Genomic DNA, 19,296 nt, shown 5'->3' with positions numbered 1-19,296 from the left:
GGGGCGGCTAGGCCAGGCGGCACACTGACCCTGCGGGTAGCCGACCCCCTGTGAGGCGAACGGCTGCCGGACCACATTAGCCGCCGGGAGGATGAGTGTTGGGCGACCTATTAATGAATCTGGACATGATCACGACGATCGTATTGCGCGGGGCCGCCGTCGGCTCTTTGTTTGCGATCATCGCGATGAGTTTCAACATCGTTCACAATGCAACGGGCATCCTGAACTTCGCCCAGGGAACGATCTTTCTTCTTGGCGCGTTCGGGGCGTTCCTGTTCGCCAACCGGGCCGGCTTTGCGGTGTGGATCCCGATGCTTGTGGTTGTCAGCCTTGTTATCGGGCTGTTCACCGCGGCGCAGGGGTGGCTTACCTTGAAGCCGCTGCGCTCCTCGGTCGAGCAGAACAGCTGGATCATCTCGACCGTGTCGGTCTCGGTGATCATCGCGGCGGTGTTGACGCTGAATTTCGGTGTCTTCGGCAACATGGTCCACGGACCGGTGCCGCGGGTATCGATCATGGGCGTGCGCACGCCGGGGGCGTTCCTGTTGGCGATCGGGTCGATGTTCGCGTGGTATTTCATCCTGCGCTGGTTCCTGCGCCGCACGTTCCAGGGGCTGGCCATCAGCGCCCTGAGCCAGGATTTCGAAGCCGCCCGGGCGGCAGGGCTCGATGTGCGCAAGTTGCAACTGCTGGCCTTCGGCATCTCCGGCGTCATCGCAGGCTCGGTCGGGTTCATGGTCGCGCCGATGATCTCGGTCAGCCCGGACGCCGGGCTGCGCTATGTGCTCAACGGCTTCGTAGCTGCCGTCGTAGGCGGGATCGGCAACAACACCGGAACCCTGATCGGCGGGCCACTGGTTGGCATCGTCGCCGCCGTGACCGCGTTCTACATCGGGGGGGCCTATCAGGACCTCGCATCGCTGCTGGTGCTGGTGCTGATCCTCATGTTCCTGCCGCAAGGCCTGTTTGGTCGTGCCGCCGCACGGAAGGTATAGAAGATGAACACGCAAACCATAACCTCATCTGCGCAACCCCGCCCCGAAACATCGAGTTTCGACAGTGACACCCAGCAGCTCTGGTTGGCCTCGGGGCTGTTGCTGATCACCGGTATCGTGCCGGCGCTGTTCGGCAATGCCTATTGGGAACATTCGTTCCAGCTTATGAACATCTACATTGCCGTGACGGTGCTGCAGAACTGGCTTTTCGTCGATGCGGGGCAGAAGTCCTTCGGTCAGGGCGTGTTGCTCGGGCTTGGCGCCTACGGGCTGGCCGTCGCCAGCGGCGTTTTCGATCAGCCGATCGCGGTCGGACTGTTCTGGGGCATCGTCGCCTCGGCCGCCGGGGGGCTTCTGTTCGCTTTGCCTGCGCTGCGCGTGCAGGGCTTCCATCTGGGCTTCGTGACCCTTTCGGCGGCGGTCGTCTTTCCGCAGCTCTTGTTACAAATGGATGATCTGACGCAGGGGCTGAACGGGATCTCGATGCCGATGCGCGGCCTGTCTGAGCCCCTGCTACTGGGGGTGAGCACCCTGTCCCTTCTGTGTACGGCTGCACCGATCATTGCGCTTCTGTTCCACTACAAAATGCGCCGGTCCCGGCTGGGCCGCCGGATGCGCACCGCCGCCGAGAGCCCCGAGGCCGCGCGCTCGCTGGGGATCCGCCCAGGCGTCATGAGCTCGCTTGCGTTCCTGATCGCATCGGTCGGAACCGGCATCTGCGGTCTGCTGTTCGTCCCCGCGGTGAGCTTCGTAACGCCGCAAAGCTTCCTGATGGATGTGTCGTTCATCTTCTTTTTCGCGGTGGTCGTGGGTGGACGCGGCCAGCTTCTGGGGCCGGTCGTCGGAATCTGGGCCGTGTTCACGATCCCCAACATCCTGCTGGTCGATCTGGCACACTACAAACCGCTGGTCTACGGTTTCATCACCCTCTTCGTGGTGATCCTGTTCCCTGACGGCATCGTCGGCACGATCGAGGAATTTCGCCAGAAAAAGCGCAAGGCCGGGGGCGGTGAACGCGCCTTTCACCTGACCGCGCTGACCGACTGGCTGTCCGCGCTGCCCGATCACAAGGCAGCCGCCGAGGATGAGCCGATCCTGACCGTACGCGGCGCGACGAAACGCTTTGGCTCGGTGGTTGCAGTCGATCGCGTGGATTTCGATCTGCGTCCGGGCGAAGTACACGGGTTGATCGGGGCCAACGGGTCCGGGAAGACCTCTTTGCTCAACATCCTCAACGGGTTCAGCCGCATGAATGAGGGCAGCTACCACTTCGCGGGACGGGATGTCTCGAAAGCCACCGCGCCGGCGATTGCCGAACGCGGGCTTGGCCGGACGTTCCAGACGCCGCGCGTGTTTCCGTCCTTCTCGGTCTGGAACAACGTTCGCGTGGGGCTCGACGCGCGCGAGACAGAGATGCCAGCGGGGCTTGAGCAGATCCTGCGCGAGATGGAAGCGGAGCACGCCGATGGCATGCCGACGCTTCTATCGCATGGCCAACGCCGCATCCTTGAAGTGGTGCGTGTGGTCCTGAAAGACAGCCCCGTGGTGCTGTTCGACGAGCCGGCGGCCGGCTTGTCGGGGGAAGAGCGTGAAGAGTTCTCGAAGCTGGTCAAACTGCTGAGCCGGAAACTGGGCACGGCGGTGGTTCTGGTCGAACACGATCTTGAGCTGGTGTGGTCCATCGCCGATCGGATCACCGTTTTGGAAACCGGTTCGGTGATCGCTTCGGGGCGGCCGGCCGATCTGGTCCGCGATCCTGCGGTTCAACATCTGTTTGTAGGGGGCGCCCATGTCGATGCTTGACGTTAAAGACCTGACCGCCGGATATGGCGACATTCCGGTGGTCCGACAAATCTCGCTTGCGGTGGAGCCGGGCGAAATCCTGTTGATCGGAGGCGAGAACGGAGCCGGGAAATCCACCCTCCTGCGGGCCATCAGCGGTTTTAATACGCCGGCCTCGGGCACCGTCATGCTCGACGGCGTCGATGTGACCGGCCAGCCGCCCGAGCAGACCGCAAAACAGGGGCTGCGGCTGGTGCTGGACAATCACCGCGTGTTTCCCGAACTGTCGGTGCACGACAACCTGAGGCTAGGACAGGCAGCGGGGCGCCGCGATCCGGACAGCTTTGCGAAGTCGCTTGAGCAGATTCACGACGTGTTTCCGATCCTGAAGGAAAAGGAAAAGCAATACGCCCGCGATCTTTCGGGCGGGCAGCAGCAGATCCTTGCCCTGGGGCAGGCGTTTGTGGCGCAACCGAAGGTCCTGCTGTGCGACGAGCCGTCGATGGGGGTGGCGCAGATGCTCTTGCCGCCGATCCTGTCTTTCCTGCGCAAATGGGCCGAATCCGGCACGGCGGTGGTGATCGTTGAGCAGCACCTCAAGATCACGCAGCCCTATACGGACCGTGCGATCATCATCAGCCGGGGTGAGGTGGCGCTGGAATGCCCCTCGCAGGAGCTTGACGCCAGACTGGCCGATTACAACGCCACGCGGATGGCCAGCGCAAGCCATGGTTGAGACCGACTACGGCCTGCCCGACAGTGCGGGACTTGTGTGCTGGACAGGGCAGGTCGGTCCCGGCGACATCGACGAGAACGGCCACATGAACGTGCGGTCCTATGATCGTGTTCTGGAAGAGGCCGACATGGCCTTTTTCTACACCATGGGGTGGACGCCGGAGTATCCGCAGGTCGAGCGCAAGGGCTTCTTTCGCGTCGAAAAGCATGTGCGGTATCAATCGGAGTTGCTTCTGGACGCGCCGCTTGTGGCCACCGCGTGGCTGATCGCCACCGACCTTAAACGCTTCCAGTTGTTTTTCCAGCTGTGGCACGCACAGACCCGGGCCCGTGCGGCAACGATGGAAACACTGTTGCTACACATGGACCTGACCAGTCGCAGACCCGCAGCGATGCCACAAGGGCCGATGGCGCAGAACTGGACGGCGCTGCAAGACCTGCAGGACGGCGTGCCAGTTCCGCAGGGCATCGGCCGCAAGGTCTCGTTCCACAAACAGGATTAGGTTTTAGTCCCAACAGACGATGAGCTCCGGGTGCCGCCCGCCTAGATCTGTCAGGGAACAGAACAGGGAATGCCAGCGTCATGAGCAGCGAACAATCTCCGCAGTATGAGACCGACACGCCGGTGCGGTACGAGGCCCGGGGCGGCGTCGCCTGGATCATGATGAACCGGCCCAAATACAACAACGCCCAAAACAGCCAGATGACTTATGCGCTGGATGATGCCTTTCGGCGTGCAGTCGATGACGATGCGGTGAAGGTGATCGTCCTGGGCGGTGAGGGGAAGCATTTCTCGGCCGGGCACGATATCGGCACGCCGGGCCGCGATACGAATCAGCCGTTCGAGCGGCGGCTCTTGTGGGAGGATCACACCCGCAAAGAGGGGGCGGAGTTCCTTTATGTGCGCGAGCAGGAGCAATACCTTGGAATGTGCCGCCGCTGGCGCGATTGCCCGAAGCCGACCATCGCGATGGTGCAGGGGGCGTGCGTGGCCGGGGGGCTGATGCTCGCCTGGGTCTGCGATCTGATCATCGCCTCCGACGACGCATTCTTTCAGGATCCCGTCATTCGCATGGGCATTCCGGGTGTTGAATATTTCGCCCATGCCTTTGAGCTTCCGCCGCGCGTCGCCAAGGAATTCCTGCTGCTCGGGGACCGGATGCCGGTCGCGCGCGCCGAGCAGTTCGGCATGGTCAACCGGATCGTCCCGCGCGACGAACTGCTCGCTGCGACCGCCCAATGGGCCGAGAAGCTGGCCGGGATGCCATCGCTTGGTATGTGGCTGACCAAACAGGCGGTGAACCACGTCGAGGATCTGCGCGGCAAGCGGACCGGCATGGATGCGGTATTCCACATGCACCATTTCGCCCATGCCCAGAATGAGCTCGTCTCCGGGGACCGGTTGTCAGGGCTGGACGCCGGCGGCATGGCCCGGGCGAATAAAGACGCGGCGCAAAAGGACGGCTGAGGATGGATCTGACTTATTCCGAACAGGAAATCGCATTCCGGGCCGAGGTGCGCGCCTGGATGGCAGAGCATGTGCCAGAAGAACCCCTGCCGAGTTTCGACGCCTCACGTGAAGGGTTCGACGCGCATCGGGCGTGGGAAGCGGTCCTCAACGAAGGGCGCTGGGGCATGGTCACCTGGCCAGAAGAATTCGGCGGCCGCGGGCTGGACCTGATCCGCTGGCTGATCTTCGAAGAGGAATACTATGCCGCGCGGGCACCATTGCGGGTGAACCAGAACGGGATTTTTCTTCTGGGACCGACGCTCATGGAGTTCGGGACCGAAGCGCAAAAGGCCCGATTCTTGCCGAAGATGGCCACCGGAGAAGAGATCTGGGCGCAGGCCTGGTCCGAGCCGCAGGCCGGGTCCGATCTCGCCGCCGTCCGCGCCAAAGCGGTTCGCGACGGGGACGATTACGTCTTGTCGGGCCACAAGATCTGGTCCTCGCGGGCGGTCTATGCCGACTGGGCCTTCGGACTGTTCCGCACGGACCCCGAAAGCGAGCGGCACCGCGGTCTCAGCCTGATCCTGTTCGACCTCAATTCCCCCGGCGTGGTCCGGCAGCCGATTCATCAGATCAATGGTGAACACGGGTTCGCGGAACTCATCCTGGAGGATGTGCGCGTGCCGGCGGAAAACATCGTCGGCGCGGAAGGGCAGGGGTGGAAAATCTGCATGGCCACTGCCGGATTCGAGCGCGGATTGATGCTGCGCTCGCCCGCGCGGTATCAGGTGGCGGCGGGGGCGCTCGCGCGACTGGCACACAGTCGCGGCGATGCGCTTGATCCGGTCCTGCGCGCGCGGGTCGCCGACGCCGCGATGAACGCCGAAGCCTATGCCCTCTCCATCTATGCCACAGCCTCGCGGCTCGAGGCGGGCGGCAAGATCGGCGCTGAGGCTAGCACCAACAAGATTTTCTGGTCCGAAATGGACATCGCCCTGCACGAGACCGCGCTGGACATCCTCGGCGACCGTGCCGAGCTGTTGCCTGATGCGCCAGGGGCGCAGGATGCGGGCACCTGGCTGGACGGATACCTTTTCGCGCTGGCGGGGCCGATCTACGCCGGAACCAACGAGATCCAGCGCAACATCATCGCCGAGCGGATGCTCGGCCTGCCAAGGGGCTGAGCGCATGGAGTTCGTATTCACCGAAGAACAGCAGATGATGGCCGAGATGGCGCAGGGCTTCCTTGCGGATCGCTGCACCACGGCGGACCTGCGCAAGTTGACCGACAGTGGCGATACGTTCGATGCAGATCGCTGGGCGGGGCTCGTCGATTTGGGTCTGCTCGGCGCGCTGGTGCCCGAAAGCGCCGGGGGCCTCGGGCTGGGACGTGCCGACGTCATCCAGATCGCCACGGCCTGCGGAGCAGCCCTGCTGCCCGAACCTTTGGTCGATGTGATGGGGGTCGTGCTGCCCGCGTTGAACGATTTGGGGCAGGATGCGCTGGTGGCGGATGTTCTGAAGGGCGCAGCCCATGTGGCGCTGGTCCATCCGGATGCCCAACTGGTGCAGGATGCCCCCCGCGGGACGCATATTCTGGTTATGACCCCCGAGGCGGTGACGTTGGCCGGCGCAGAGGAGGTCACGTTGACCGCGCAGCCATCGATCGACCCTGCCCGGGCGTTGTCCTCGGTTTCGATGGACGGCGGCGCGATTATCGCCCAAGATGCCGAGGCCTTCGCGCAGGTGGCCCGCAGCGGCGCGGCCGGTGCGCTGTTCGCGGCGGCGCAACTGCTTGGCATTGCGCAGAAAGCCATCGATATCTCGGTCGCTTTCGCCTGTGAGCGTCAGCAGTTCGGCAAACCCATCGGCAGCTATCAGGCGATCAAGCATCATCTGGCCAGCGCGCAGGTGGCCGTGGAATTCGCCCGCCCTGTGCTACATGCAGCTGCCGCGCCTGCGGCGACAGCGGCGCGGATCGCCCATGCCAAGATCGCCTGCGGCCGTGCCGCAGATCTGGCCACGCGCAGCGCGGTGCAGGTCCATGGCGGCATGGGCTATACGCAGGAAACCGACGTGCATCTTTACCTCAAGCGGGCGCTGGCCCTGCGCCGCATCTGGGGCAGTGAAACCGACCACCGCAACCGCTATGCCGCGCGGCTCGAAACCTCAGCCTTCGGGCCGGACACACTTTTCGCAAAGGAGGCATAATATGCCCGAAGCCTATATTGTTGATGCCATTCGCAGCCCCGTGGGCCGCAAAAAGGGCACGCTTGCCGATGTGCATTCCGCCGATCTGGGGGCCCATTCGATCAAAGCCCTGATGGAGCGCACCGGCGTCGATCCGGCGGCGGTGGATGATGTGGTCTTTGGCTGCGTCGATACTCTTGGTCCACAGGCAGGCGACGTGGCCCGCACCGCTTGGCTGGTGGCTGGTCTGCCCCAGCACGTGCCCGGCGTCACCGTTGACCGCCAGTGCGGATCGTCGCAACAGGCGATCCACTTCGCGGCGCAAGGCGTCATGAGCGGGACGCAGGATCTAGTGGTCGCAGGCGGTGTGCAGAACCTCAACGCAATCCCGATTTCCGGCGCGATGCTGGCAGGGCAAACATACGGCTTCCCCGACCCCTTCTCGACCTCGCCGGGGTGGCGGGCGCGTTATGGCACGGACGAAGTGAACCAGTTCCGATCGGCGCAGATGATCGCCGAGAAGTGGGATCTTTCGCGCGATGCGATGGAGGCTTTCGCGCTGGACAGCCACACCCGCGCGCTGGCCGCGACCGACGACGGACGCCTGCAACAGGAGATCGCGCCGCTCAACGGTCTGGACTATGATGAAACGCCCCGGCGCGACACCTCGCTCGAGCGGATGGCAAGCCTCAATCCGCTGCGGGAAGGCGGGACGATCCACGCCGGCATTTCCAGCCAGAACGCCGATGCCTCGGCGGCGCTTCTGATCGCATCGCAGCGTGGCGTGGACGATCACGGATTGACGCCGCGCGCGCGTATTCACCACCTCTCGGTGCGGGCGGACGATCCGGTCTGGATGCTCACCGCGCCGATCCCGGCCACCCGCCACGCGCTGGACAAGGTCGGACTGACCGTGGACGATATCGACCTGTTCGAATGCAACGAGGCTTTCGCGTCGATCCCCATGGCTTGGATGAAAGAGCTCGGCGTCCCGCACGAGAAGGTCAACGTGAACGGCGGTGCCATCGCGCTGGGACATCCGCTGGGCGCGACCGGGGCGCGGATGATGACGACGATGCTATACGAGCTTGAGCGACGCGGCGGCCGCTACGGTCTGCAGACCATGTGTGAAGGCGGTGGTCAGGCCAACGTCACGATCATCGAACGGCTGTGACCGCGCGGGCAGTATAACAAAAAAGGGAATAAGAGACATGGGAATTTGTGAGGGACGTGTTGTCATCGTGACGGGCGCAGGCCGCGGGCTTGGCCGGGCCTATGCGCTGGAACTGGCGCGGCAGGGCGCGTCGGTCGTGGTGAACGACCTTGGGGTGAGCAACCACGGTGAGGATATGGGCGAGAGCCCTGCAGACGCGGTGGTCTCCGAGATCACCGCAGCCGGCGGCAAGGCCATCGCCAATCATTGCGACGTTGCCGACTGGGACGCCACGCGCGCCATGGTCGATGAGGCGATCGACACGTTCGGCGGCCTTCACGCGGTGGTCAACAATGCCGGCTTCGTACGCGACCGGATGTTTGTCTCGGCCACACCGGACGAATGGGACGCGATCATGCATGTGCATCTGCGCGGCCATTTCTGCACCGCCCGCCACGCCGCGGACTATTGGCGCGGGCTGGCGAAAGAGGGCAAGTCCGTGGACGCGCGTATCGTCAACACGACCTCGGGCGCGGGCCTGCACGGCTCGATCGGGCAGACGGCCTATTCCACAGCCAAGGGCGGCATCGCGACGATGACCCTGGTGCAGGCCGCCGAGCTGGGCCGATACGGCATCACCGCCAACGCGCTGGCCCCCAACGCCCGGACCCGGATGACGGAAGGGGCCTTCGGTGAGGCGATGAGCCAGAAAGACGGCGACTTCGATATCTTCGCCCCCGAAAACACGGCCCCCCTGATCGCCTGGCTGTGCTCCGACGCTTCGGCCAAGGTCAGCGGGCAGGTGTTCGAACTGATCGGCGGCAACCTGCGTCTGTGTCTGGGCTGGTCCGATGGCCCGCAAGAGGACGCCGGTCGCGCGTGGCAGGCCGACGAAATCGGCAGTGCTGTTGACCGTTTGTTGGCAGAGCGTCCTGCAGCCAAGCCGGTCTGGGGCACGTCCTGAGTTTGCGGCGCGGGGGCTTATCCCCCCGCGTGACGCTCGACAAGGTCAAGAAACAGGGGGCGTTCGCCGCCACCGTGAACCTCGAGCACCGCGCCCGAGACATAGGCGGCCATCGGGCTGGACAGAAAGACCGTCGCCGCGGCCACGTCCTGCGGGACGCCAAGCCGCTTGAGCGGCAGGGACGCGGCAATCGCGTCGCGTGCCGCGACCCCGCCATAGGGCAGGGCATCGCCGCCACTGTCCACCAGCCCCACAACAATGGCATTGACCCGCACGTCGGGCCCCCATTCAGCCGCGAGGCTGCGGGTCAGCCCCAGCAGACCGGCCTTGGCAGCGCCATAGACCGAGGTCCCCGGAGAGGGCCGGGTGCCCGAGACCGAGGCGATGTTGACAATGCTGCCGCCGCCTTCGTTGCGGACCAGCCAGCGGTGGGCGGCTTGCGACATGTGGATCGGGGCCATCAGGTTCAAGGCGACAATCTTTTCGTGAAACCGGGGCGAGACCGTGGCCGCATCCGCCGCCGGTGCGCCGCCTGCGTTGTTGATCAGAATGTCGAGCCGCCCGAAGGTCTCGGCCACCTGCTGCACGAACGCGGCTGCGGCCTCGGGGTCGCGCACGTCGCAGGGCCAGAACCGCGCCTGCTTGCCGCCCCCCTCAGGCAGGGTCTCGGGCGCTGTGCGTCCACAGATGGCGACATCGGCGCCTGCGTCCAGCAACATCGCGGCAATGCCCGCGCCGATCCCGCGACTGCCGCCGGTGACGATGGCGACCTTGCCGGTCAGCTGTGATGCGAATTGTGAAACCGGTGCTGTCATTGCAATCTTTCCCGTGACGAAGTGGTGTGCCACAGATTTAGCGTCCGAGGTGCGGCAGGCGTCGTCTTATCGGACGATGCCATTTTCGGCCGGTTCGGGGCAATCCTGATCCCGACAGACCGGTTGAAAAGGATCATGGCGGGGCAACGGATGGATACAGATGGAACGAACGACATGACGGTATCGACTTTGCCGGCCTGCTGCGCCTGGGCGGCACGGACCTATGGCGATGCGCCCTACATCGAAGATGGTGACACTAAGCTGAGCTTCCGGCAGTTCAACGCCGAACGCAGGCGCTTCGCCGCGGCATTGCTTGCATCGGGCGTCGAGCCGGGCGACCGTGTGATGATCCTTGCACCCAATTGTGCGCACTGGCTCATCGCGGCCATGGGCATCGCCAGCATCGGCGCGATCATGATTCCCGTCTCGACCCGCTTCACCGGCCGCGAAATCGAGGATCTGGCCCTGCGCGGCGGCGCCCGGATGATCGTCAGCGTGGGCGACTTCTTGAAATCCTATTATCCAGACCTTCTGACGCCGGCGACCCGCGACCAGGTCAACGAAGTTGTCGTGATCGGCCGCGCAGGGCACGACACAGCGTGGGATGACTTCATGGCGCGGGCGGGGGGCGTCCCGGACGAAACCCTGGCTACCCATGAAGATGCGGTCACCGGGGATACCGTCAGCGATATCCTTTTCACCTCCGGCACTACCGGACGCTCGAAAGGGGTGATGTATGCCCATAAACAGTTTATCGACGTTGTCACCGCCTGGACCGCCCGCGTAGGCCTGCGCAAGGGCGACCGCACGCTGGTCATTCCGCCCTTCTTTCACGCTTTCGGCTACCGCGGTGGCGCCATCGGGTCGTTGATCGTCGGCGCCACGGTCCTGCCGCATCAGGCGTTTGATGCGGGCGAGGTTCTGGAACGTGTGGCCCGCGACCGCGTCACCGTGATCCCCGGCCCCCCGGCCATTTTCCAGGGCATGTTGAACCATCCGGGCTTTGACCAGATCGATCGCTCTTCCCTGCGGCTCGGCATCACCGGGGGGGCCGTTATCCCGTCGGTTCTGGTCGAGCGCATGCGCAACGAACTGGGCTGTGAAGGCGTGTGCAACGGATACGGGCTGACCGAATGCGGCGGTTATGGCACCATGTGCAACACCACCGACCCGATCGACGTTGTCGCCAAGACCGCGGGCCCGCCCATGCCCAGCGTCGAGATCGAGATGATGGATGAGGCCGGACGCATCCTGCCGCGGGGCGAAACCGGTGAGATTGTCGTGCGCGGATATATCGTCATGCAGGGCTATTTTGACGACCCCGAGGCCACGGCCGCCACCATTGACGCCGAAGGCTGGCTGCATACGGGCGACGTCGGCCGGCTCGACGCGGCGGGCAATCTGGTGGTTGAGGATCGGCTGAAGGACATGTTCATCGCCGGCGGTTTCAACTGCTACCCGGCCGAGATCGAACGCATTCTGTCCAGCCATCCTGCGGTGGGGCAGGCAGCGGTCATCGGCATCCCCGACGCGCGGCTGGGCGAGGTGGGCAAGGCCTTCGTCGTCCTGCGTCCGGGCACGCGCGCGACCCCGGACGAGCTGATTGCATGGTCCCGCGAGAACATGGCGAACTACAAGGTGCCGCGCGTGGTCGAGATCCGCGCCACCCTTCCGGTCAGTCCACAAGGCAAGGTGCTCAAGCGCGAACTCGCGTAGCAGGAGCCCGACACCGCGCTCGGCGGGGGAGCCCCGGGGCTGGACGATCGCGCAGCCGTGCGGGTGGCGGGGCTTGGCCCAGTGTCCCCCTGATTGTGACCGGACGGCTACGCCGGACCGACATGACCCTGACCCGGTGCAACGGGCGCCTAAGCGCGACCTTCACCGCAGGAACCTGCGGGGTGACGGGGAATCGGCGACGCTCTTTCGCAGAGATGAACCCCAATGGCGGCGCTTCCCTCGACCCTCTCATCGGGGCAGTGGGCCACGGGCGCCCTCTTTCCGATCAAGCATAACCATGGCGAGCGCGGACAGGGTCGCTTTGGGCGCGCGATCATGGGCACCGGCGGCGCGCAGAGCCTTGCCCGCGCGACTGAGAGCCGGCGTTGTCCCCGACAGCGCCTAGCCCAGGCCGGCGCCGCCATCGGCGACGTGGATCGCGCCGGTCACGAACCGCGCATCCTCGGACGCGAGATAGGCATAGAGGCCGGCGATCCCCTCGGGCGCGACACCCTCGGTCAGGTCGGGCAGGATCGGGTCGTGGGCCCTGGACATCGAGGGCGCATCCTTGAGCGGCGGCAGCGCGCTGGCGATGGAAGTCTGCACGCGGCCGGGCACGACCACGTTGGCGCGAATCCCGCGCGGCGCCCATTCCGCGGCCAGCGCCTGCGTCAGACCGAGGATCCCTGCCTTGGCCGCCGCATAATGGGCCGCATAGGCAATCCCCCGCAGGCCCGCGGTCGAGGACGTATTGATGATGGAGCCGCCTCGGCTCTCGAGCGCGGGCAGGGCCGCCTGACAGATTTCGAAGACGCTGGTCAGGTCGATCTGGATCATCTGCGCCCAGTGCTGCGCCGTGATGCGGTCTGCGTGCTGGCGGCGGTAAATGCCCGCGATGTTGATGACCGCATCCAAACCGCCGAACGCCTCGGCCGCCCGTTCGGCCATGTCCGCCGAGGCACCCGGCTGGGCTGCGTCATAAAGGAGCGGAACCGTCTTCGACCCGCTTGATCCTGCGGTCTGTGACAGTCCCTCCCGGTCGCGGTCGGCCAGCACGAGCGCGGCGCCCTCGCGCGCAATGCGTCGCACGACAGCCCGCCCGATCCCCGACGCCGCCCCCGTAATCAGGACAACTTTGCCTTCGAAGCGCTGCATGGCCCCCCCTTCCATCTGGCAAGTCCGGACACGGACCCGATCGTCCGGGAACCGTCAAATTCGGTGTGGCCAATGTCAAGACGCACGGAGCGCCTTGTGCTTGTCCCGCCGCTAGACGGTGGAGTCCGTGCCATAGCGAGCTTGGAGAGGCCGCCATTAAGAGGACGATTCGAGATTTTTTGAGTCAAGACTATGCCGCCTTCAGTGAAAATTTCACTCGCTGCAAGGTCTCACTTTCCGACCACCGGTTTCGGTCGCGGCGCTGGCAGGGATACATTGAAAATATCCGCTCGAAGCGAGAGAAATCCCAAATTGCGAGCGCGGATCACAATCCGCGGCTGCTCGATTGGAGCGCCAGACGCAGCTCAATGTGCAAATACATCACAGCACATCAGGTTGCGGCGCTGCTTGCTTCGAAGCTGGTGACACGGGCGCAAATTCAGGCGGCAGGCCTCAGGTCATGAGTGCCGTTGAAACAGCTGAAGCGTAAAGAGCAAGGCGACCCATGTCATACGCTGGCGCTTGTGACACGGGACCTTGCGAGGGGCGGCAAGCCTCCCGTTCGAACCCCACCGGCGCGGGCGAACTCCGTGCAAAGGAGACGCTGGCGAAGACTCTTGTCTTCCGATTCGCGACCTCCGAGAAGGCCGACCTGCGCGCCAAGGTCGAGGCCGCTGGCCTGCCTGCCTCAACGCTTCTTCGCGAGGCGCTTGGCCTCACCGAGGCCCGCCGCCGCAAGCCAATCCCGTGCGTCGATCCGGCGCTGGTGCTGGCCGTAGGGCGCATCGGCGGCAACCTCAACCAGATCGCCCGCTGGCTGAACCACGCGATGAAGGTCGGGCGCATCGACCGCGACACGCTGTCCGTCGCGCGCCACCTGCTGGTGATCGAACGCCAGCTTGCCCAGCTCCTCGAAGAGGCGCGGCGGTGCTAATCAAGTTCTTTTCCAACGGCAAAGGCGTGGGCGCGGGTTCGGTCGGATATCTCGCGCCTGAGCGCGTGCTGGCTTATGACGGCAACCGCGACCTGCTCCGTGACGCCGAGGGCCAACCCACGGCCGTCACCCGCGTTCCTGCGCGGAAATCCCGAGCGCACCAAGGCCCGGATCGACGCCAGCCGCCACCAATGGACCTACCGCGCACGCGTGATCAGCTTTGCCGCCGAGGACACGCCCAGCGAGGCACAGCAAGTCAAGGTCATGGACGCCTTCGAGCAGCTAGCCTTCGCAGGGTTGGACAGCGAGCAATCTGACATTCTCTGGTTCCGTCACAGCCATGAAGACCGCGTCGAGCTGCACTTCTGCACGCCGCGCCTTGAGCTGACCACCGGGCGCAGCCTCAACATAGCACCACTAGGCGACCAAGACGCCTATGACAGCCTGCGCGACCTGATGAACCAGCGCCACGGCTGGGCCGATCCAATGGAGCAGGGGCGCGCTCAGGAGGTGCGCGGGACGATTGAGGTCCCGGCCCGCGTCCAGGGCCCCGACGAGCTGCATGCGTGGATCCTCGATCAAATATCGATGGGTCTGAATGAGGATCGCGCCAGCCTGCTCGACGCCCTGGCCGGGGCGGGGTTCAACCTGCCTCGCGTCGGCAAGGCCTACTTGACCGCCCAGGACCCCGAGACCGGCGAGCGCTGGCGCCTTAAGGGAGAGGTTCTTCATGAAGACTGGCAAGCCGACCCGGTTGAGCGAAAAGCTGAACGCGGAGCTGGACACGATACGCCAAGATTACGCGCCTCGATGGCGTCCCAGCTGGAGTGTTTCAAGACCGATTTGACGGCTATTGCGAGCGACGCACGACGTACCATCGAGAGCGATACCCGCTGCTTCTTGAACGAGAACAGAAGCTTGTTCGAGGCGCGGACCGAGCAGATCAGGCGCTGGCTGACTATCTCGCTTGGGTGATTTCTGGACTGATGGTGACGGGGATTGACCTGCCCCCCATTGGTCCCTCATTCATAACGAGAGTCTGCAGGTTGGATTTGGGTATTCCGGTTCCCCGTCTATCGCAAGCGCGCCGGGCGCGTGGCCCTCAAATTGCTCAAGCGCTCGGCGCGCTTGCTGCGGTGTCTGGTTGCAGAGCGACAAGTGTGGCCGACCGTGTTGTAGTCGTAGCGCCACAAGGCCAGCTTGCGCCGTGCGTCGTCCAGGCTGTCGAATATTTCCTCGTTCAAGAGCTCGTGGCGCAGGCTGCCGTTGAAGCTCTCGATGAAGGCGTTCTGTTGGGGCTTGCCCGGATCGATATAGTGCCATGGGACCTCGTTCTCGTCGGCCCATTTCAGGATCGGCTGACTGGTGAACAATGTACCGTAATCGCTGATAATGCAGCCGGGTTTGCCGTAGACCCGGATGAGGGCACTGAGTTCCCGGGCGACCCGCGCACCAGACAGGCTGGTGTCCGCCACGAAGCATAGGAATTCCCGGATGCAATCATCGATTACCGTCAGAATTCGGAATTTCCGCGAAGCACCGAAGCTGTCGGATACAAAGCCCAGCGACCACCGCGCGTTGACGCCCGCGGCCGATGGCATCGGGGTTCGTGTGCCACGCGCTCGCTTGCGACCGCGTCGTCTTTTCACGGACAGCCCTTCCTCGCGATAGATCCTGTAAAGCTTTTTGTGGTTCATGATCATCCCCTTGCGTTCCAGCAGGACACCGATCCGGCGGTAGCCAAACCGGCGTCGCTTGCCTGCGATCTCCTGCATCTTCTTGCGGATATCGACACTGTCTGGCGGGCGTTCTCGCCGGACTGTCTTGGAATCGACGCCCCCTCTCATGGTTTGCGGGCAAACCACAGCCGGGCAGTGGACAAGCCGGCAGGCCCGACGCTGCGAGTTCTCATGATCCCGCATCACCCGGAGCGCCGCGTCTCGCAGCATGGTCAATGTCGTCAGGGTCGGTCTTGCCCTCAAACCGATGGCGGGTTGACGGCCTCCATTCCCAGCAGGTCTTTCAGCACGACATTGTCGAGCATCGTATCGGCCAGTAGGCGTTTGAGTTTGGAGTTCTCGTCCTCCAGCGCCTTCAGCCTGGCGGCTTCTGACACCTCCAGGCCGCCTTATTTGGCCTAAAGCTTGTAAAAAGTGGAGGGGGTCAGCCCATGGCGACGACACACTTCGGTTGTCGGCATGCCCGCCTCCTGTTCTTTAATCACCCCGATAATCTGCGCTTCAGTAAAACGACTCTTTCGCATTCGTCTGCTCTTTCAAGGTTGGGCAGACTCTACATCAGGGTGAGGGACTTCGCGGGGGGCAGGCCATTTGCAAGCTCGCTGATCGCTGCATCCGCAACCTTCTGCACGTCTTCAGCTGCAAGCGGCGGCCTATCAAACTGCTCGTACATTTCAATATACTTGGCGCTATCGCATGGTCGCAGCTACAACTTTTGTAGATTGAGCAAGGTCTACTCAATGTTACGAATGGCGCTGTTGGTAGGCATTCTCGGGGCATAGGACATGGGCCTCAGAATCACATCCCCAATTTCGTGATCGTAAGTGTGATCGTAGGGCATGTCTTGAAGCCGCAAAGCGCTTACTGCCTTCTGGTAGCAACTCTCTTCGTCGTTCAGCTTTTTCTTCCCAAGAGCTTCAAGAATCCGATCTCTCAGTTGCCCCTTAAGTTCGGAGCGAGATCTTTCGGCGATTGACCTATCAGAAGTATCCGCAGAAATCCGAATTTGGCTCTAGCCGCCCATAGCTTCACGGGCTTCTTTAGGTACCGTCATGCAAACAAAAAATATATTGCGCCGACGGCTCACTGTTGCTGCGTGCCAACGCAAGGCCTGACCTCCCTCTAATGTCAGTAGTAAGCCACCGCTGGCGGAGCATGATCTATCATGTAATGGGATTGGAGCTAGAAGAAGCTTTGGAGGCGAGTACCGGAATCGAACCGGTGTACACGGATTTGCAATCCGCTGCGTCACCACTCCGCCAACTCGCCGTTCGCCCTGTGGTATCAGACCTTTAGCGACTATCGTGTCGGAGCGCAATACCCCCCCTGCCACACAGGCCGCCACACATTCTTGTTCTGTTCACGTTCTAATCTCCCGCGCTTTCAGGGCCCGAACCTTCTGGCGGGCGGATCGCGTGTAATGCCGCACCATCGCCGTGCTTTGTCCGGGCACGGCTGCAATCACGTCATCATCGGCGCCTGCGTTCAGCAGTTCCACGGCGGCCGTGTAGCGCAGGGCGTGGTTATCATAGTCCAGCGCGCCGATCTGGGCGCGGATCTTGCGGATCGCCTGGGCCGCGCCACGATAGGACCAAGGGCCGGTGGCCGCCTCGTTTGTCAGGATGAACACAGACCGCTTCGGGGTCGCGTCCAGCGCCGCGTGTAGCTGGGCCGTCAGCGGCACCCACAAGGGTTTGCCGGTCTTACCCTGCTTCACGTTCAGCCCGCCGTCCTCAAGGTCGCTCCACTTCATCTTGAGGACATCCCCGATGCGCTGACCGGACCCGAGAAGCAACTCGAAGGCCAGCAACGTGCGGCCCGTCGCCACCGCGCGAAAGGCGTCCACCTTGGCTTGCGGTCCTGCTTCTCATAGTCCAGCGACTTGATGCCCTTGACGGGGTTTTCCTCGCTCTTGGTGAGCAGCCCCATGTCCTTCGCATACTCCATCACGATCGACAGGACGCGGGTGCGGTAGTTGGCGCTGTGCGGGCTGGTTTTCTTGGCCCACTTGTCGCGCCACGCGATGACGCTCGATGTGTTTGGGTTCCAGATGTCCGATCTTCGAGGCGAAGAACGTCAGGTGTTTTTAATAGTCGCTTTTGGTCCTTGGCTTAAGGCCGGTTAATTTGGGCGATTTCCGGTATTGCCGGATCACCGCCGCGATGTCGCGGCCGAAGGCGACCGGCTCGGGCTGATTCAACAGCCGCTCGCGCTCCTGATGCAGCGCAAACGGCACGGGCTCGCCTTCGGGAAACTGCGTCTCCATGCGCACCTTTACGATGCGGCCGGCGATGCGGCGGCGGAACAACAGAACGCCGTCCCGCTTCCTGCGATGCACATAAGATGGAAGTTCGCGGCCGTTCATCAACTCATTTCCAAATAATTGGCGTAGCTACCCTATTGGGCGGCGGCCCCCGCACAGGGGGAAACCTGCCATTTTATCTTCCGGATAGAGATACATATTTCACGAAACCGCGCCAAAAATGAAGCGAAAAGCAAGCCAAGCCGGAGCAAAACTAACGCGGAAATCGGAGAAAAAGGTGTGAGAAAATCTGCGGCAACGTAGGCCAAGTAGATTGAAAATAATGAGGTGCCCCTAGGTGTCTGATCTCACGGTTTGATGGTGCGATCCTTACTCAGGCTTGGAAGGAAGCATTATGGGACAAGTTTGTCACGGGAGCGCCACGACCACGCACGCGGTCAGAGCTGCAATACAGCGATCGGAGGCTTCGCTCGCGTAGTTGAGCAAGGAGTTAGGCATCAATCCCAAAACCGTCGCAAAGTGGCGCAAGCGTGCGACGGTGGAGGATTTGAAGACCGGGTCGAAGGAGCCGCGTTCAACCGTTCTCACAGAAGCGGAGGAGGCAATGGTCTTCGCAATCCGGCGGCACACGCTACTCCCGCTGGATGATTGCCTCTATGCTCTTCAGCCGTCTGTCCCGCACCTGACACGGTCGGCACTGCATCGGTGTCTTCAGCGGCATGGCATCTTGCGCTTGCCAGATGTCGAGGGCGACAAGCCTACGCGGCAGAAGTTCAAACGCTATCCCAACGGCTTCTTTCATATCGATATCGCGGAAGTTCAGACGGTGGAGGGCAAGCTGTATCTCTTTGTTGGCATTGACCGGACCAGCAAGTTCGCAGTCACCACGACTCGTGGAAAAGGCGGATCGCAAGACCGCGTGGGAGTTCCTCGAACATCTGCTCAAGGCAGTCCCCTATCGCATCCACACGATCCTGACCGACAACGGCATCCAGTTCGCCGAGCAGCCCCGGAACAGGAACAAAGCATATTCGCGCCAGACGCGCTTCGACATGATCTGCGAGGGAAATGGGATCGAGCACCGACTGACCTGGCCGAACCACCCCTGGACGAATGGTCAGGTCGAACGGATGAACCGGACGATCAAGGAGGCGACCGTCAAACGCTTCCATTGCGAAAACCACGACCAGCTGCGCACGCACCTCACCGATTTCATGGCAGCCTACAACTTTGCACGCAGGCTCAAGACGCTCAGCGGGCTCACGCCCTACGAATACATCTGCAAGATATGGACTTCAGAGCCAGCCAGATTCATCATCGATCCGATCCACCAGATGCCGGGACTAAACACCTTCGACTGGGCTTTCCAGATGCTTCGAAATTGTTTTCTTGTGTAAAAGTATCG

Annotated in this window: 16 protein-coding genes, 1 tRNA gene and 2 pseudogenes; 13 read left to right on the top strand and 6 right to left on the bottom strand. The window is 63.1% G+C overall.

From position 1 onward, the window contains the following. Nucleotides 1-125: 125 nt before the first annotated feature. The 9 genes from DC363_RS12920 to DC363_RS12880 all read left to right on the top strand — a co-directional run bounded on the left by DC363_RS12920 (nt 126) and on the right by DC363_RS12880 (nt 9,269). Nucleotides 126-995: a branched-chain amino acid ABC transporter permease gene (locus DC363_RS12920; RefSeq protein WP_241963001.1), complete on the top strand. Its 870-nt coding sequence runs from the start codon at nt 126-128 to the stop codon at nt 993-995. Nucleotides 996-998: 3 nt separating this feature from the next. After that, nucleotides 999-2,798, top strand: a complete 1,800-nt coding sequence (locus DC363_RS12915; protein WP_108641577.1) for a branched-chain amino acid ABC transporter ATP-binding protein/permease — start codon at nt 999-1,001, stop codon at nt 2,796-2,798. Continuing rightward, nucleotides 2,785-3,513 (top strand): ABC transporter ATP-binding protein, encoded by a 729-nt coding sequence (locus DC363_RS12910; RefSeq protein WP_108641576.1) that lies wholly within the window; start codon nt 2,785-2,787, stop codon nt 3,511-3,513. The genes DC363_RS12915 and DC363_RS12910 overlap by 14 nt, the downstream gene beginning before the upstream one ends. Further along, on the top strand, nt 3,506-4,015 hold the full coding sequence (locus DC363_RS12905) for an acyl-CoA thioesterase (RefSeq protein WP_108641575.1): 510 nt from the start codon (nt 3,506-3,508) through the stop codon (nt 4,013-4,015). Before DC363_RS12910 ends, DC363_RS12905 begins: the two co-directional genes overlap by 8 nt. Before the next feature lie 80 nt (nt 4,016-4,095). Continuing rightward, complete coding sequence (locus DC363_RS12900) at nt 4,096-4,980, top strand: enoyl-CoA hydratase (RefSeq protein WP_108641574.1); 885 nt, start codon at nt 4,096-4,098, stop codon at nt 4,978-4,980. Nucleotides 4,981-4,982: 2 nt separating this feature from the next. Further along, nucleotides 4,983-6,146, top strand: coding sequence for an acyl-CoA dehydrogenase (locus DC363_RS12895; RefSeq protein ID WP_108641573.1), 1,164 nt, complete (start codon nt 4,983-4,985; stop codon nt 6,144-6,146). A 4-nt stretch (nt 6,147-6,150) separates the two neighbouring features. Next, the gene (locus DC363_RS12890) at nt 6,151-7,173 is read left to right on the top strand and encodes an acyl-CoA dehydrogenase family protein (protein WP_108641572.1); all 1,023 of its coding nucleotides are present in this window, start codon (nt 6,151-6,153) and stop codon (nt 7,171-7,173) included. Nucleotide 7,174: 1 nt separating this feature from the next. Next, nucleotides 7,175-8,326: an acetyl-CoA C-acetyltransferase gene (locus DC363_RS12885; protein ID WP_108641571.1), complete on the top strand. Its 1,152-nt coding sequence runs from the start codon at nt 7,175-7,177 to the stop codon at nt 8,324-8,326. 37 nt (nt 8,327-8,363) lie between these two features. Continuing rightward, on the top strand, nt 8,364-9,269 hold the full coding sequence (locus DC363_RS12880; RefSeq protein ID WP_108641570.1) for an SDR family oxidoreductase: 906 nt from the start codon (nt 8,364-8,366) through the stop codon (nt 9,267-9,269). A gap of 17 nt (nt 9,270-9,286) precedes the next feature. On the opposite strand, the gene DC363_RS12875 is transcribed toward DC363_RS12880, so the two are convergent. Then, entirely contained in the window at nt 9,287-10,084 is a 798-nt protein-coding gene (locus DC363_RS12875; RefSeq protein ID WP_108641569.1) for an SDR family oxidoreductase, read from the bottom strand. A 174-nt stretch (nt 10,085-10,258) separates the two neighbouring features. Here DC363_RS12875 and DC363_RS12870 point away from each other — a divergent pair, with 174 nt between their 5' ends. Continuing rightward, nucleotides 10,259-11,800 carry an AMP-binding protein gene (locus DC363_RS12870; protein WP_108641745.1) on the top strand — a complete coding sequence of 514 codons (1,542 nt, stop codon included), beginning with the start codon at nt 10,259-10,261 and terminating at the stop codon, nt 11,798-11,800. A 402-nt stretch (nt 11,801-12,202) separates the two neighbouring features. Here the strand turns inward: DC363_RS12870 and DC363_RS12865 are convergent, their stop codons facing one another. Next, entirely contained in the window at nt 12,203-12,955 is a 753-nt protein-coding gene (locus tag DC363_RS12865; RefSeq protein ID WP_158270877.1) for an SDR family NAD(P)-dependent oxidoreductase, read from the bottom strand. Nucleotides 12,956-13,460: 505 nt separating this feature from the next. Here DC363_RS12865 and DC363_RS12855 point away from each other — a divergent pair. Both DC363_RS12855 and DC363_RS12850 read left to right on the top strand, forming a co-directional pair. Next, a complete protein-coding gene (locus tag DC363_RS12855; RefSeq protein WP_241963000.1) occupies nt 13,461-13,889 on the top strand; it encodes a plasmid mobilization protein in 429 nt (142 codons plus the stop codon). A 75-nt stretch (nt 13,890-13,964) separates the two neighbouring features. Further along, the gene (locus DC363_RS12850) at nt 13,965-14,864 is read left to right on the top strand and encodes a relaxase family protein (protein WP_241962999.1); all 900 of its coding nucleotides are present in this window, start codon (nt 13,965-13,967) and stop codon (nt 14,862-14,864) included. Nucleotides 14,865-14,915: 51 nt separating this feature from the next. Here DC363_RS12850 and DC363_RS12845 read toward each other — a convergent pair. The 4 genes and pseudogenes from DC363_RS12845 to DC363_RS12830 form a co-directional block, all read right to left on the bottom strand. Next, nucleotides 14,916-16,152: pseudogene (locus DC363_RS12845) on the bottom strand (IS3 family transposase). Nucleotides 16,153-16,823: 671 nt separating this feature from the next. Next, nucleotides 16,824-16,897 (bottom strand) — tRNA-Cys (locus DC363_RS12840). Between the two features lie 91 nt (nt 16,898-16,988). Then, nucleotides 16,989-17,474, bottom strand: a complete 486-nt coding sequence (locus DC363_RS12835; protein ID WP_108641566.1) for a tyrosine-type recombinase/integrase — start codon at nt 17,472-17,474, stop codon at nt 16,989-16,991. A gap of 240 nt (nt 17,475-17,714) precedes the next feature. Next, the gene (locus tag DC363_RS12830; protein ID WP_108641565.1) at nt 17,715-17,993 is read right to left on the bottom strand and encodes a hypothetical protein; all 279 of its coding nucleotides are present in this window, start codon (nt 17,991-17,993) and stop codon (nt 17,715-17,717) included. A gap of 292 nt (nt 17,994-18,285) precedes the next feature. Between DC363_RS12830 and DC363_RS12825 the strand changes: the two are divergent. Then, nucleotides 18,286-19,288: pseudogene (locus DC363_RS12825) on the top strand (IS481 family transposase). Nucleotides 19,289-19,296 lie beyond the last annotated feature (8 nt).

The sequence above is a fragment of the Thalassorhabdomicrobium marinisediminis genome (genome assembly GCF_003072065.1).
Lineage (GTDB): Bacteria > Pseudomonadota > Alphaproteobacteria > Rhodobacterales > Rhodobacteraceae > Octadecabacter > Octadecabacter marinisediminis.
Note: the sequence above shows the minus strand (reverse complement) of the source record. Positions and strands in the feature narration are given on the sequence as shown.

Coding starts and splice junctions, on each gene's coding strand:
- DC363_RS12895 (WP_108641573.1), top strand. CDS start 4,983: ATGGATCTGACTTATTCCGAACAGGAAATCGCATTCCGGGCCGAGGTG.
- DC363_RS12875 (WP_108641569.1), bottom strand. CDS start 10,084: ATGACAGCACCGGTTTCACAATTCGCATCACAGCTGACCGGCAAGGTC.
- DC363_RS12920 (WP_241963001.1), top strand. CDS start 126: ATGATCACGACGATCGTATTGCGCGGGGCCGCCGTCGGCTCTTTGTTT.
- DC363_RS12880 (WP_108641570.1), top strand. CDS start 8,364: ATGGGAATTTGTGAGGGACGTGTTGTCATCGTGACGGGCGCAGGCCGC.
- DC363_RS12915 (WP_108641577.1), top strand. CDS start 999: ATGAACACGCAAACCATAACCTCATCTGCGCAACCCCGCCCCGAAACA.
- DC363_RS12890 (WP_108641572.1), top strand. CDS start 6,151: ATGGAGTTCGTATTCACCGAAGAACAGCAGATGATGGCCGAGATGGCG.
- DC363_RS12900 (WP_108641574.1), top strand. CDS start 4,096: ATGAGCAGCGAACAATCTCCGCAGTATGAGACCGACACGCCGGTGCGG.
- DC363_RS12850 (WP_241962999.1), top strand. CDS start 13,965: ATGACGGCAACCGCGACCTGCTCCGTGACGCCGAGGGCCAACCCACGG.
- DC363_RS12905 (WP_108641575.1), top strand. CDS start 3,506: ATGGTTGAGACCGACTACGGCCTGCCCGACAGTGCGGGACTTGTGTGC.
- DC363_RS12870 (WP_108641745.1), top strand. CDS start 10,259: ATGACGGTATCGACTTTGCCGGCCTGCTGCGCCTGGGCGGCACGGACC.
- DC363_RS12910 (WP_108641576.1), top strand. CDS start 2,785: ATGTCGATGCTTGACGTTAAAGACCTGACCGCCGGATATGGCGACATT.
- DC363_RS12865 (WP_158270877.1), bottom strand. CDS start 12,955: ATGCAGCGCTTCGAAGGCAAAGTTGTCCTGATTACGGGGGCGGCGTCG.
- DC363_RS12885 (WP_108641571.1), top strand. CDS start 7,175: ATGCCCGAAGCCTATATTGTTGATGCCATTCGCAGCCCCGTGGGCCGC.
- DC363_RS12855 (WP_241963000.1), top strand. CDS start 13,461: ATGTCATACGCTGGCGCTTGTGACACGGGACCTTGCGAGGGGCGGCAA.
- DC363_RS12830 (WP_108641565.1), bottom strand. CDS start 17,993: ATGAACGGCCGCGAACTTCCATCTTATGTGCATCGCAGGAAGCGGGAC.